Annotated in this window: 13 protein-coding genes; 11 read left to right on the plus strand and 2 right to left on the minus strand. The window is 39.5% G+C overall.

Features of this window, described 5'->3' with window-relative positions; all coding sequences use genetic code 11:
• The first annotated feature begins 194 nt into the window (after positions 1-194).
• Positions 195-1,163: an aromatic acid exporter family protein gene (locus Q4550_RS04835; RefSeq protein WP_194222338.1), complete on the plus strand. Its 969-nt coding sequence runs from the start codon at positions 195-197 to the stop codon at positions 1,161-1,163.
• A gap of 46 nt (positions 1,164-1,209) precedes the next feature.
• Positions 1,210-1,755 carry a L,D-transpeptidase gene (locus Q4550_RS04840; RefSeq protein ID WP_303530733.1) on the plus strand — a complete coding sequence of 182 codons (546 nt, stop codon included), beginning with the start codon at positions 1,210-1,212 and terminating at the stop codon, positions 1,753-1,755.
• A 146-nt stretch (positions 1,756-1,901) separates the two neighbouring features.
• On the opposite strand, the gene prli42 is transcribed toward Q4550_RS04840, so the two are convergent.
• Positions 1,902-1,994, minus strand: a complete 93-nt coding sequence (gene prli42, locus Q4550_RS04845; RefSeq protein WP_142329569.1) for a stressosome-associated protein Prli42 — start codon at positions 1,992-1,994, stop codon at positions 1,902-1,904.
• Positions 1,995-2,200: 206 nt separating this feature from the next.
• On the opposite strand from prli42, the gene Q4550_RS04850 reads away from it, so the two are divergent.
• The 9 genes from Q4550_RS04850 (at position 2,201) to Q4550_RS04890 (ending at position 12,833) form a co-directional block, all read left to right on the plus strand.
• Positions 2,201-3,859 (plus strand): acyl-CoA mutase large subunit family protein, encoded by a 1,659-nt coding sequence (locus Q4550_RS04850; protein ID WP_303530735.1) that lies wholly within the window; start codon positions 2,201-2,203, stop codon positions 3,857-3,859.
• A gap of 21 nt (positions 3,860-3,880) precedes the next feature.
• Complete coding sequence (mce, locus tag Q4550_RS04855; RefSeq protein ID WP_283154009.1) at positions 3,881-4,717, plus strand: methylmalonyl-CoA epimerase; 837 nt, start codon at positions 3,881-3,883, stop codon at positions 4,715-4,717.
• Positions 4,714-6,264, plus strand: coding sequence for an acyl-CoA carboxylase subunit beta (locus tag Q4550_RS04860; protein WP_303531129.1), 1,551 nt, complete (start codon positions 4,714-4,716; stop codon positions 6,262-6,264). Before mce ends, Q4550_RS04860 begins: the two co-directional genes overlap by 4 nt.
• Before the next feature lie 25 nt (positions 6,265-6,289).
• Positions 6,290-7,411, plus strand: coding sequence for a M20/M25/M40 family metallo-hydrolase (locus Q4550_RS04865; protein ID WP_303530738.1), 1,122 nt, complete (start codon positions 6,290-6,292; stop codon positions 7,409-7,411).
• 139 nt (positions 7,412-7,550) lie between these two features.
• Positions 7,551-8,039 carry a transcriptional regulator, SarA/Rot family gene (locus tag Q4550_RS04870; RefSeq protein WP_303530740.1) on the plus strand — a complete coding sequence of 163 codons (489 nt, stop codon included), beginning with the start codon at positions 7,551-7,553 and terminating at the stop codon, positions 8,037-8,039.
• A 98-nt stretch (positions 8,040-8,137) separates the two neighbouring features.
• The gene (locus Q4550_RS04875) at positions 8,138-9,418 is read left to right on the plus strand and encodes a DNA polymerase IV (protein WP_194222081.1); all 1,281 of its coding nucleotides are present in this window, start codon (positions 8,138-8,140) and stop codon (positions 9,416-9,418) included.
• A 36-nt stretch (positions 9,419-9,454) separates the two neighbouring features.
• Positions 9,455-10,408 (plus strand): AAA family ATPase, encoded by a 954-nt coding sequence (locus tag Q4550_RS04880; RefSeq protein WP_303530748.1) that lies wholly within the window; start codon positions 9,455-9,457, stop codon positions 10,406-10,408.
• Positions 10,405-11,616 (plus strand): DUF58 domain-containing protein, encoded by a 1,212-nt coding sequence (locus tag Q4550_RS04885; RefSeq protein WP_303530750.1) that lies wholly within the window; start codon positions 10,405-10,407, stop codon positions 11,614-11,616. Before Q4550_RS04880 ends, Q4550_RS04885 begins: the two co-directional genes overlap by 4 nt.
• Positions 11,613-12,833 carry a hypothetical protein gene (locus tag Q4550_RS04890; RefSeq protein WP_303530752.1) on the plus strand — a complete coding sequence of 407 codons (1,221 nt, stop codon included), beginning with the start codon at positions 11,613-11,615 and terminating at the stop codon, positions 12,831-12,833. Before Q4550_RS04885 ends, Q4550_RS04890 begins: the two co-directional genes overlap by 4 nt.
• Here the strand turns inward: Q4550_RS04890 and Q4550_RS04895 are convergent.
• On the minus strand, positions 12,810-13,406 hold the full coding sequence (locus Q4550_RS04895; RefSeq protein ID WP_303530754.1) for a CPBP family intramembrane glutamic endopeptidase: 597 nt from the start codon (positions 13,404-13,406) through the stop codon (positions 12,810-12,812). The genes Q4550_RS04890 and Q4550_RS04895 overlap by 24 nt on opposite strands.
• Between the last annotated feature and the right edge of the window lie 63 nt (positions 13,407-13,469).

The raw sequence follows: 13,469 nt of genomic DNA on the forward strand, positions 1-13,469 counted from the left end.
TATAAGATAAAGTGTCTGACTTAGATATACAATCGCCCTTCCACAACAATAGGATGTAAGGATATATTATGAAAATATTTAATTGAAAGCGCTATTAATAGAGAATTTGCTGTTCAACGATACGAAAATGGTTTAGACTCTGATAATTGAAGGATATTAAAGTAGTAAGTCATATTTGGAAGGAAGTATTTTTATTGAAAGTGAAAATTGGTTATAGAACGCTAAAAACGGCAATAGGTACTGGTGTTGCGATAACAATCGCCCAATTGCTATCTCTTGATAACTACGTTTCTGCTGGCATACTTACCATTCTTTGTATAAAACCGACGACTAAACGGTCTTTTCGAAGTTCATGGGAACGATTTCTAGCTTGTTTACTCGGAATTGTGTTTAGCGCTGTGTTTTTTGAAGGAATCGGATATACACCGTTTAGCATCTCACTATTGTTGCTTTTCTTTATACCAGCCGTAGTCGCCATCAAGGCAACCGAAGGCGTCATTACAAGCTCAGTTATCATTCTCCATATTTATAATTTTAATCAAGTAAGCTGGGACATTGTATGGAACGAAGTAGCTATTATTGTTATTGGTATAGGTGTTGCCCTTCTATTTAACCTCTATATGCCAAGTCTTGAGAAAGATTTGTTGAATATTAGAAAACAAATTGAAGAGAAGTTTTCTGTGATCTTAATGGAATACGCGGTTTATCTTCGAGAAGGTGAAAGCAACTGGGACGGTAAAGAAATCATTGAAGTAGGTGATTTGCTTCAGTATGCGAAGAACTTAGCTCTTAAAGATATCGAAAACCATATGATTCGCGATGATGATAAATACTATGTTTACTTTAAAATGCGAGAAAAACAATTTACGATATTAGAGAGAGTGTTACCGATTATTTCTTCACTCGATCAAACGTATATTCATGGCCGTACGATAGCAGATTTTATGGAAAAGCTTAGTGAAGCTGTTAAACCTCAAAATACTGCGAATCTTTTTTTAGAAGAGCTTGAATCCATGAGAGAGGAATTTAGGAATTCGCCGTTACCTGTTGCTCGAGACGAATTTGAAACGCGGTCAGCTCTTCTTTATTTTCTAAATGAAATCGAACAATATCTGCTATTAAAACGATACTTTAAACCGGGAGCTTTCTCGAAATCCGAATGAATTGCACAAATGGATGCATGATAGATACTAAAAGGAGTGTTAGACCATGACCTCTTTCGTACTATCGATATATCTCTCTGTATCCATTCTTTTCCCTTTTGGTAGTCAACCTACCCCAGGAGACCCGTTTCTTATCGTTAATAAGATGACTAATGAGCTTGCATTCATTAATGAAAATGAAGTTCAGCGTGTTTTACCGGTAGCGACTGGTCGAAGTACGGAAGATACACCAGAAGGGCTTTTTACAATCATTATAAAAGCAGAAGATCCTTATTACAGAAAGAAAAACATAAAGGGGGGTGCGAAAGACAACCCCCTTGGTACAAGATGGATTGGGTTTGATGCAAAAGGTACAAATGGTCGGATTTACGGTGTACATGGTACTAATCGTCCAGATTCAATTGGTAAATATATTACGGCGGGCTGCATACGTCTATTAAATAAAGAGGTTGAGTCGCTTTTTGAGGTCGTTCCAATTGGAACGAAAATCATGATTACTACGAGTGAGAATGATTTTTATAAGCTTGGAGTTGAATCTGGGGCCCTATCTAAGGATAAAGCGATTTTAGACCATAAAGGAGCTCAAAATTAACTTGGTTTATAGCTATGAATAATGATAGATACTAAAAGAGAATGCCTATACAAAGAAGAGGCTGTCAACTGACAGCCTCTTCTTTGTATAGGATGAAAACTGTTTCTTTATTTAAAAAAGATTTTTTTGCTAGGAACAAGTCGTTATTAAAACAACATCGCAGTTGCTCCAGCAAACAAACTAAGAAGCATCGAGATAATCATAATATATACAACAATCTTTGTGGCTTTACGAGGCATGAGAGTCCCTCCCAAAATAAACATTCTATTGTCATTTTACATGGATTTCTTATATTGGACAAGACAATCCTTCATGAAACAGTAGCGAGTATCGACAAATTTTGTAGTTCTTGAAGGAAAACGCTTACTTAATAAAGAATTAGATATAAGTTAGACATCTAAATTTCGAATTAATTCTATAGCAAGACAACTAGGGAGGAATGGGGATGGAGACAGAGAAGAAAGATTTTCAAACTCAATTTGAAGAATGGAAAGCACTAACTGAAAAACTTATTAAGAAGTTTCCGGAGAAGAAAGAAGCGTTTAAGACGAGCTCTGGAATTGATATAGACCGTTTGGGACATCCAGAAACTTTGGATGAGAACTACATGGAGAAATTGGGCTTACCAGGACAATATCCATATACAAGAGGTATTCAACCAACGATGTACCGAGGTAGAACATGGACAATGAGACAGTATGCAGGGTTTGGATCAGCTGAGGAGACCAACCGTCGCTTTAGATATTTACTTGATCAAGGTCAAACTGGATTATCAGTTGCCTTCGATCTTCCTACACAGATCGGCTATGATTCAGACGATATGATGGCCAAAGGTGAAGTTGGTAAAGTGGGTGTTGCTATTGATTCACTCAATGATATGGAAGCGCTTTTACGAGATATCCCTCTTGATAAAGTCAGTACTTCCATGACTATTAATGCTCCAGCATCTGTATTGCTTGCTATGTATATTGTCGTCGCAGAAAAACAGGGAGTGTCACAGGCACAAATTTCTGGAACGATCCAAAATGATATTTTAAAAGAATACATCGCTAGGGGTACGTATATTTTTCCACCAAAACCATCTATGAGACTTATCACGGACATTTTCGCTTATTGTGCTGAGCATGTACCGCGATGGAATACAATTAGTATATCAGGCTATCACATAAGAGAAGCGGGATCGACAGCGGCCCAAGAGCTAGCTTTTACAATAGCTAACGGAATCGCTTATGTTGACGCAGCTATTGAAACTGGGTTAAAGGTCGATGACTTTGCACCAAGATTGGCCTTCTTCTTTAACGGACACAATCAGTTCCTTGAAGAAATTGCGAAGTTCAGAGCTGCGAGAAGAATTTGGGCAAAGATTATGAAGGAACGGTATGGAGCTAAAAAAGCGAAAAGCCTTCAGCTACGTTTTCACACTCAAGTAGCGGGATCAACGCTAACAGCCCAACAACCGGATAACAATATCGTTCGAGTTACCATTCAGGCGCTTGCAGCAGTATTAGGTGGTACCCAGAGTTTGCATACGAATGCAAAGGATGAAGCATTAGCGTTACCAACAGAAGATTCAGCACGGATTGCTCTTCGAACGCAGCAAATTATCGCGAATGAAAGTGGTGTTACGGATACAGTTGATCCGCTAGGAGGTTCTTTCTTTATTGAGAAACTAACTGATCAGTTAGAAGAGTATGTGTTTGATTATATTCGCAAGATTGATGATATGGGTGGCGCAGTCTCAGCTGTTGAGCAAGGTTATATGCAGCGTGAAATTCATCAAGCTTCTTATGAAACTCAAAAGAAAATCGAAAGCGGCGAAGAAGTTGTTGTTGGAATGAATCAATATACTCTAGAAGATGAACCAAAGCCTGAATTACACCGTATAGATCCGGAGCTTCAGCGCAAACAAATCGAGAAAATTGAATCGCTTCGCTCTACGAGAGAACCGAATCGAGTGAGCGCTCGGTTGGAAGAATTGAGAATGGGAGCTAAAGGAACTAGCAATTTAATGCCTCTTATTATTAACTGTGTTAGAGACTATTGCACGGTTGGCGAAATCTGCGGGGTACTACGGGAAGAATTTGGTGAGTACACAGGAATCTAAACAAACTGGGAGTTGAGCGATATGAAGAAGATTCGAGTATTGATAGCGAAGCCAGGTCTTGACGGACACGATAGAGGTGCTCTTGTTATTGCGCAGGCCCTTCGAGACTATGGAATGGAAGTGATCTACACAGGGTTAAGACAGACGCCACAGCAAATCGTTGCAGCTGCTGTACAAGAAGATGTAGATGCAATTGGCCTATCTTGTTTATCTGGGGCCCACAATGAATTATTCCCTGAGATTGTTTCATTATTAGAAGAGCGCAGTGCGGGGGATATTATTGTAGTAGGAGGGGGTGTAATTCCATGGGAAGACATTCCGTTTCTAGAATCAAAAGGGATTCAAAAAGTTTTCACACCAGGAACCCCTACAAAAGATACAGCCATTTTCATTGAAAAAGCAGTATACGAGCGTGATGGAATTGACCAAACAGTTAAAGAGCCGCCTAAGAAAATTGACCATATTGGGATTGCCGTTTCTTCTCTTGAAGAAGCACTACCTTTTTATGTGAATCAGCTTCATTTGAAGCTTGAAGCGATTGAGGAAGTCGCTTCTGAAGGTGTGAAAGTCGCTTTTATGAAAATCGGTGAGTCGAGAATCGAACTTCTTGAACCAATGAGTGAGTCTAGTCCAGTTGCCTTATTCATTAAGAAGAGAGGCGAGGGTATTCACCATATTGCTCTTGCTGATGACAGGATTGAAGAACGATTGAAAGAGCTTTCTTCAAACGGTGTTAAGCTGATTCATGAAACACCTGTTAAAGGAGCTGGTGGAGCGAACATTGCATTTCTGCATCCTAAATCAGCAGGAGGAGTACTATACGAACTTTGTGAAAAGGGAACGAAGGAGGCAGAATAATGGACATGTACGATAAAATTAATGAACTGTATGACCGCAGAAGAGAAGTAGAAATGGGCGGTGGTGATGAACGGATTAACAAGCAGCACGAGAAAGGTAAATTAACCGCTAGGGAACGAATTGACTTGCTGGTTGACTCAGGTACCTTTGTAGAGCTGAACTCGTTCATTGAACATCGCTCTCAAGACTTCGGCATGGGAGATTTAAAAGCACCTGGAGAAGGTGTTGTGACCGGTTATGGAAAAGTAGATGGTCGTCCTATTTATGTTTTTGCCCAAGATTTCACAGTGTTTGGTGGCGCATTAGGGGAAATGCACGCCAAAAAAATAACCCATGTTATGGATCTTGCTGCTCGTAATGGTGCTCCAATCATTGGTTTGAATGACTCTGGAGGTGCGAGAATTCAAGAAGGTGTGGTATCATTGGACGGGTACGGACATATCTTCTATCGAAATTCGATCTATTCCGGAGTGATCCCACAAATTTCTGTGATTATGGGTCCATGTGCAGGTGGGGCTGTTTATTCACCAGCAATTACTGATTTTGTTTTTATGGTAGAAGATACGAGTCAGATGTTTATTACTGGTCCGAAAGTAATCGAAACGGTTACGCGCGAGAAAATTTCTGCTGAAGATCTTGGCGGTGCGAAAGTTCACCGTTCTAAAAGTGGAAACGCGCACTTCACAGGAAAAACTGAGGAAGAAGTTCTCGCAAACGTTCGCGATTTGATCACTTACTTACCATCCAATAACGAGGAGAAGACGCCAATCGTGGCAAGTCCGGAACGAGATGATTTTTGTTCAGATCTTGCGGATATTGTCCCATTTGACTCCACGAGACCATATGACGTAAGAGCCGTAATTGATTCAGTTGTTGATAAAGATTCTTTCTTAGAAGTACAAAAGTATTTTGCGAAGAATATCGTCATTGGTTTTGCAAGAATCAAGGGAGAAACAGTTGGAATGATTTGCAATCAGCCTAAGGTAATGGCCGGAGGACTTGATATTGATTCTTCTGATAAGCTTTCACGGTTTATCCGATTCTGTGATTCATTTAATATACCATTGATCACGTTTGAGGATGTTACAGGATTTTTCCCAGGAATTAAGCAAGAACATGGGGGCATTATTCGTCACGGAGCAAAAATTCTTTATTCATATTCTGAAGCAACGGTGCCCAAAATTACAGTCATTTTAAGAAAAGCTTATGGTGGAGCATATGTTGCCCTAAACTCGAAATCCATTGGAGCTGACCTTGTATATGCATGGCCGAATGCAGAGATAGCTGTAATGGGTCCAGAGGGAGCCGCAAACGTCATTTTTGCGAGAGAAATTAATGGGAGCGATAATCCCGAAGAAACGCGCGCTTCAAAGATTGAAGAGTATCGGGAGAAATTTGCTAATCCATACATAGCCGCATCACGCGGGATGGTTGATGATGTCATTGATCCGAGAGAGACTAGAATGAAATTGATTGAAGCACTGGAATTAATGAGAAATAAGCGAGAAGAACGTCCAAAGAAAAAGCATGGTAACATTCCGCTTTAAAATGAATTACAGGAGGCACGACATCATGATTAATGAACAAAGACTTGTGGATGAGTTTTTAGAACTCGTTCAAATTGATTCTGAAACAAAAAACGAAAAGAAAATTGCTGCCATTTTAAAAGAAAAGTTCACATCACTTGGTGTGGAAGTAGAAGAAGATGATGCAGCAGAAAAAACGGAACATGAAGCCGGTAACCTAATTTGTACACTAAAAGGCACCGTTGAAAGTGCAGATCCGATCTACTTCACTTCGCATATGGATACAGTTGTCCCAGGAAAAGGAGTTAAGCCTTCAATTAAAGATGGATATGTCGTATCGGATGGAACAACGATTCTTGGTGCCGATGACAAAACAGGACTAGCTGCGATGTTTGAAGCTATTCGTGTACTAAAAGAACAGAATATCGAGCATGGAACGATCCAATTTATAATAACTGTTGGAGAAGAGTCTGGACTACAAGGTGCAAAAGTTCTTGATCCAGAGAAGCTAATCGCCAAATTTGGCTACGCTCTCGATAGTGATGGTGAAGTTGGGAAAATTATCACAGCGGCTCCTACTCAAGCAAAAATCAAGGCAACTATTTATGGAAAAACGGCTCATGCAGGAGTAGCACCTGAAAAGGGAGTTTCCGCAATCACGATGGCAGCAAAATCTATCGCTAAGATGCCTCTTGGACGTTTGGATAATGAAACGACAGCGAATATTGGTCGTTTTCAAGGTGGCTCACAAACAAACATTGTATGCGACTATGTGGAAGTTCTTGCAGAAGCACGCTCGCTCGTTCCAGAGAAAATGGAAGCTCAAGTAGAAAAAATGAAAAAAGCATTTGAGACAACTGCTTCAGATATGGGAGGCTCCGTTGATCTTGATATTAAGGTCATGTACCCTGGATTTAAGTTCAACGATGGTGATTACGTTGTTGAAATAGCGAAAAAAGCTATGGAAAAGATTGGTCGTTCCCCAGAACTATTAACTAGTGGCGGTGGAAGTGACGCAAACGTTATAGCTGGACACGGTATTCCCACAATTAACCTTGCGGTAGGTTATGAAGAAATTCATACTACAAATGAACGGATGCCGGTAAAAGAATTAGTGAAAGTTTCTGAAGCCGTGGTATCTATTATTAAAGAAGTAGCAAATGCATAGTAAGTAAATCATTGTTTAGAACATTGTCGGATTTAGACAATGTTCTTTTTTTGTTGTTCTCATCTTCGTGGCAGGATTCCTATATTATGTTAAAATGGATTCGTATGATTACAATTAAAGAAGTGGAAGCGGTGTTAAGATGGACTCTATTCAAACTCATAAACTAATGAACTATATGCGCGGAACATATAAAGTTCTGGAAAATGAATGGCAAAAAAATGCAAGAGAGATTGGATTAACTCAGGCTGAACAACATGTGATGTGGATTGTTTACTTTGAGGAAGAGGTAACGATAACCAAAATATCGGAAATCGGTCTATGGGATGTCTCCACCGTTATGCAGGTATTAAAGCGGTTGAAAAACAAATTGTTCGTTAAACTTGAAAAGAAAACGGATGATCGACGCGTATCATATGTTACTTTGACTGAAGAAGGACTATCTAAAGTAGAAGCGAGTGACCAGTACTCATACTCCGTTATGAAGTACCTTGAAGAATATCGCTCCAAATCAGAAGAAAATGCTGAATTTCTTGAGGCAATGTATCAATTTCAGATGGAGTTCAATAAGCATTTTCACGGAAATGAATTTGTGAAATGGGTTGAAAGACAACAAGTTAAAACGACGTAAGGCAGGGGCCCACTCCTGTCTTTTTGTTAGTTACTAGTGACAGGCACCGCCCGAATAGACTCGAATGGAGTCGATATAGGTTTAAGGAGATGTGTGGAATGGATAGGAGTGCAAAGGGAAGAGGTAGAATTATTTTTCATGTAGATATGAACAGTTTTTATGCGTCAGTTGAAGCTGCTCATAATCCAGAGCTTCGCGGAAAACCTCTTGCGATTGCCGGGAATGTTGAGGAAAGGCGAGGCATTGTGGTGACGAGTAGCTATGAAGCGAGAAAGAAAGGTGTGAAAACAACAATGCCGGTATGGGAAGCGAAAAAGTACTGTCCAGAACTTCTCATCATGCCACCTAACTTTCCCCTTTATCGCCAAACCTCTCTCCAAATATTCGAATTGTTAGAAACCTACACGCCACTCGTTCAGCCAGTATCGATTGATGAAGGTTACTTAGATATTACGGAAGATTGCGGTGAGAAAAGTCCTGTTGCTATTGCAAAGGAAATTCAACAGCGGATTCATTCTGAAATTGGTATTCCATGTAGTATCGGAATCGCCCCTAATAAATTCTTGGCTAAAATGGCTTCTGATATGAAGAAGCCTTTAGGTATAACGATTCTTCGTAAAAGAGAGCTAGATAAATTACTCTGGCCGCTAGATGTTGGTGAAATGCATGGGGTAGGCAAGAAAACGAAGGGGAAATTGCATGAACTCAATATTAAAACCATTCACGATCTTGCTCATGCGAATCCTCTGCAGCTTGAAATGAAGCTTGGTATCAACGGAAGAAGGCTACATGACCGCGCAAATGGGAGGGACGACCGTCCGGTTGATCCTGACGCCATAGATGAGTTTAAAAGCGTTGGGAATTCCACCACTTTTCCCGAGGATCTCATTGATCATCATCGTATTAATACTGCGCTGACTAATTTATCAGATTCGGTCGCGAAGCGTATGAGTAAGAAGAATGTTTTGAGCTTTAATATTCAGCTGACGATTCGCTACAATGATCGCACAACTGTAACCAGAAGCAAGAAGCTTCAAAACCCGATTTCTCAATCTGCTGATATTTTAGATGCAGCTCAGAGACTATTTGAAAAGAACTGGTCCGGGCAGCCAATTCGATTACTTGGAATAACTGGACAGCAATTAGTTGATCGAAACGAAGCCACTGTTCAGCTTGATTTATTTTCTTTTGAAGCTGATTCAAGAAGAGATAGCTTACAGAAAACCATTGGATCTATCCGATCAAAATACGGAGATAGTGCTCTTCTAAAAGGGAACCAGCTTGGCGAAGATGGAAGTCATAAACTGCGAGACGAGAAAAGACGTGGAACGAGTCTAGATCGTGATTTTCTTTGGAATTATAAAAAAGAAAAAGAATAGCCCATTTTTCATCTGATCTGAAAGGGAGCTGACAAAATGAAAATTGTAGAAAAAATGAAGATTGTTCAACATGAAATGCAAAAGGTGCTGATCGGCAAAGAAAAAACGATTGAACTTGTAATGATTTCATTGTTGAATAATGGGAATGTTTTATTAGAAGATGTTCCAGGCACGGGGAAAACACTTCTTGCCCGGTCAATGGCCGTTTTACTAGGAGGGGAATTTAAGAGAATACAATTTACTCCTGATGTTCTTCCAGGTGACGTCACAGGTATTCAATTTTTCAATCCTAAGAAACAAGATTTTGAATTACGACCCGGCCCCGTTATGACGAATGTATTACTCGCAGATGAGATAAATCGAGCTACTCCAAGGACCCAGTCGAGTTTATTGGAAGTTATGGAAGAGAAGCAAGTAACCATTGAAGGAACAACGTTAAAGCTTCCTACTCCTTTTATCGTCATGGCGACACAGAACCCATTAGAATCACAGGGTACCTTCTCATTACCTGAAGCACAAATGGATCGCTTCTTTATGCAAATGAAAAGTGGCTACCCAACCATGAAAGAAGAAAAACAGATGATTCAAATGATGAGATTACATAATCCATTTAATGATTTGACGTGTCTTTTTGAAGAAGGTGAGATTGAATCATTTCAAGAGGAAGTAAAACGAGTTGAACTTTCTGATGTGATTGAAGATTATTTACTTAATATTGTGGAAGCCACAAGAAATTCAGAGTACATAAGTGTTGGCGTTAGTCCAAGGGGCACAATTGCTTTTATGAAAGCCGCACAGGGAAAAGCGTATTTAGAAGGGAGACGATATGTCACTCCTGATGATCTCCAGTTCGTGGCTCCTTATGTTCTTAGTCACCGTCTTGTACTTACGATGGAAGGATCCATGCGGATGACGAAACAAAAAGTATTTAATGAAATTCTCACTCAAATTGAAGTGCCTGTGGAAGTGCTAGGGACGTCAGTAACATGAGGTGGAAATCGTCAACATCGCTTTCATTGTTTCTAACTTCATTTTTTGCCCTGAGCTGGATTGTCCTTCTTCTCTCATTTTATTTTCAGTCTTTTGAACTTTTCTTAATCACCATTGCGCTATTGCTATTAACCTTTTTTACTCGTCTGTACTTGAAAAATGCAGGTGAGCATCTTGAATTAGTAAATAACCGTCGAACGATTAAGCTTTTCAAAGGGGAGCAGGAAACCCTCTCTTTTACACTAAACAATACTGGGAAAGTTCCGATATGGAATGGGCAGCTCCATTTTTCTCTAGAGCCTATTCTGCATGTTTCAAATGTTGATCTAGTCCAAAATACTAAAAACCTTCAATTTTATTCCATACCTTATTATCTTGGTAGAAAGGAAGGGAAAACCATTTCCTTTCCGATTTATGCAGATAAAAGAGGAGTGACTCGGATAAGAAAAGTAGAGCTTTTGATTAAAGATCTCTTTGGATGGGGGAGACAGTTATCCATTCTTGAAAGTTTATTTCAGACAGAAATTCTGATATATCCCGAACTTTTAGAGGTGAAAGGTGTAGAGCGACTTTCGACGTTCGAAATGGGAAGCCATTCTTATGAACATTCGCTATATGAAAACCTTTCATCTCCAGCAGGTGCCAGGGAATACGAAAGTTCGGACCCATTCAATCGCATTCATTGGAAAGCCACAGCTAGAACCTCAGAATTGAAAACAAAAGTATACGAACGTTCGATTGATTTGAGGTGGATATTTGTTCTTGATTTATCTGTTAAAAGGAAAAATAGTCCTGGGCAGGTCTCTAAAGACATCGAGACGTATATAAGTCAACTTGCTTTTCTCTGCAAACTTGCTACCAAAACAGGGGTGTCATTCGAATTACATATCAATCTAGATCCAGAAGGACCGTCCCCATGTATGACACTAGAAGCAGGTGAGGGAAATGCTCAGTTGAGTAATGCGCTTGAATTGCTAGCTCGAATTGACGAAACGAGGCCTTTGTTATCTTTTGAGCGAATGAGTGCATGGCTGCGGAAGCGAATAACAGATCGATCTGTTGTCATTCGATTAGGAGAACCGATCCACGAGAGCAAAGAAGCAGCGTTTTATCATCTATTAGAAAGGAAAGGACATAAATGCTATGAAGTAAAAATGTCAGGTGATGACGCATATCTTAGCTATTTAGAGAGGAAGAAGGAGTCATGAGTTTACGAAAGGAACTCTCTCATATTCTTTATTACGTTTATGACATGGTGTTTGTGTATCTTATCATTTCGTTTTTTTATTTGTATGAAAAGACCTTTCCACCGATACTTCCCTTTCTGACTATGGTTATAGGGGGAGGCTTAGTATTTTTCGGTGTCTACGCCCGAAACCGCGCATACATTTCGTTTACATGGATGTTGCTGCTAATGGTTTTGACGACTCTTGCGGGAGTAGTAGTGCTAGGTTTCCCGTTCCTATATACGGTTCTTCTTTCGATAGTCATTGCCTGGCGGAGTTATATTAATATGTGGGAGATTGAGCGAAGTAATGATGCTCTCATATTTTTCTTAAGTTTAATTGGGGCGTTTCTATTCTTTTTATTTAGTAATTCATCTGAACTGCGACAGGTTATTTTTTTGTTGCCTCTTGTGCAGTTCGTGATGCTTCTTATTTGTAGAACTGCTGTAGAAGTTAGTAAAACAGGAGGGAAGAAGCAGGCTAGGTGGGCGATAAGCTCTATCTTCATTTTGTTATCTGCTTCAAGTGTACTGTTTAGCATCTTGATTTGGGTGAAAGAACCGATCGTAAAAGCAATCTCTTATTCGATAAGCGGACTAGGTTATGTTATTGGTCTACCGATTTACTGGATAACATCATTTCTTGAAGGTCGCTTTACTGAAGATGGTCGGGAATTATTACAGACGAGCTCGAGTAGTGAGACTCAAGAAATCATGAACGATAAAAAAATTCTGAATCAAGGGATAGATATTCCGATAGAGATGATTTTCTATACTCTACTTTTCATTTGCTTCGTTATTGTTGCGATCGTTTTGTATAAGAAAAGGTTGGCTCTTTCTCGTTTTCAAGTCAAATCGTTTGCAACTTCAACAAGTGAAACAGTGTATTCACATAAAGATAAACAAATGAAGCAATCAAAGCCACCTTCTGATCAAATAAGAAAACAGCTCTATGATCTTGAAATAAAAGCGTTCAAATATCGTAATGGTCGCCAAAAAGATGAAACGTTAAGTGAATGGTTGCGAAGGATTCCTGGTAGTTGTGAAAACAAAAAATATATTATTAAAATTTACGAGAATGTTCGCTATGGAGAGAAAGATCCAGATCACAAAGAGGCTCTTCTGTATAAGAAGCATGTGAAGAACCTCCTTCATGAAGTAAAGTTTTCGTATAAACTAGAGAAGCGGAAAGAAAACTAGAAGAAATAAGTCGAAAACAAGGTGTGAAAGCAGCGGAACGATCATATTTTCAGTGCGTTTATACAGGTATCCCCATACAATTCCTGCTAAAACAGCAGCTATCAGCAATAGAAAAGCGCCTGCATATATGTGTGCACTCATATAAAGAAGAGCAGCTAGTAAGATTGGATACTTGATGTGAATCGTTCTTAGCTGTGTTTGTACAAACCCTCTCCAAAACAGTTCTTCTCCCGGAATGATGATAAGAATTAGGCTGTAATAATGCCAGGTTTGATCAGGTGCTACAAGTTGATAGAGTGCTTCAACCTGAGTGATCGACTGAGGGAAAATGTAGAGCATCATCACTTTACCCACATAAAAAATGAGATACAGCAAGCCACCGCTTCCAATTCCGATTATGAGTTGAGCGAAAGAAAGTTTCCTCCATTTAACATGACGGAATGAAAAACTACCGAGTAATAGAAGAGATACGGTAAAGAGCGGCCAGAAGATGTCATTAAACAAAAAGAAAGACAAGAATAAAAGGATATGAGATAGGACTAATGCAACTATTAATCTATTCTTCGAAGACATGAGATCCAGCTCCTATATGAAATTTATACATATAGTGTAGCTGATCATCTAAATGTTTGCGAC

The organism is Anaerobacillus sp. 1_MG-2023 (assembly GCF_030547345.1).
GTDB classification, from domain to species: domain Bacteria; phylum Bacillota; class Bacilli; order Bacillales; family Guptibacillaceae; genus Guptibacillus; species Guptibacillus hwajinpoensis_B.

Coding starts and splice junctions, on each gene's coding strand:
- Q4550_RS04885 (WP_303530750.1), top strand. CDS start 10,405: ATGAGGTGGAAATCGTCAACATCGCTTTCATTGTTTCTAACTTCATTT.
- prli42 (WP_142329569.1), bottom strand. CDS start 1,994: ATGCCTCGTAAAGCCACAAAGATTGTTGTATATATTATGATTATCTCG.
- Q4550_RS04895 (WP_303530754.1), bottom strand. CDS start 13,406: ATGTCTTCGAAGAATAGATTAATAGTTGCATTAGTCCTATCTCATATC.
- Q4550_RS04875 (WP_194222081.1), top strand. CDS start 8,138: ATGGATAGGAGTGCAAAGGGAAGAGGTAGAATTATTTTTCATGTAGAT.
- Q4550_RS04840 (WP_303530733.1), top strand. CDS start 1,210: ATGACCTCTTTCGTACTATCGATATATCTCTCTGTATCCATTCTTTTC.
- Q4550_RS04870 (WP_303530740.1), top strand. CDS start 7,551: ATGGACTCTATTCAAACTCATAAACTAATGAACTATATGCGCGGAACA.
- mce (WP_283154009.1), top strand. CDS start 3,881: ATGAAGAAGATTCGAGTATTGATAGCGAAGCCAGGTCTTGACGGACAC.
- Q4550_RS04890 (WP_303530752.1), top strand. CDS start 11,613: ATGAGTTTACGAAAGGAACTCTCTCATATTCTTTATTACGTTTATGAC.
- Q4550_RS04865 (WP_303530738.1), top strand. CDS start 6,290: ATGATTAATGAACAAAGACTTGTGGATGAGTTTTTAGAACTCGTTCAA.
- Q4550_RS04850 (WP_303530735.1), top strand. CDS start 2,201: ATGGAGACAGAGAAGAAAGATTTTCAAACTCAATTTGAAGAATGGAAA.
- Q4550_RS04880 (WP_303530748.1), top strand. CDS start 9,455: ATGAAAATTGTAGAAAAAATGAAGATTGTTCAACATGAAATGCAAAAG.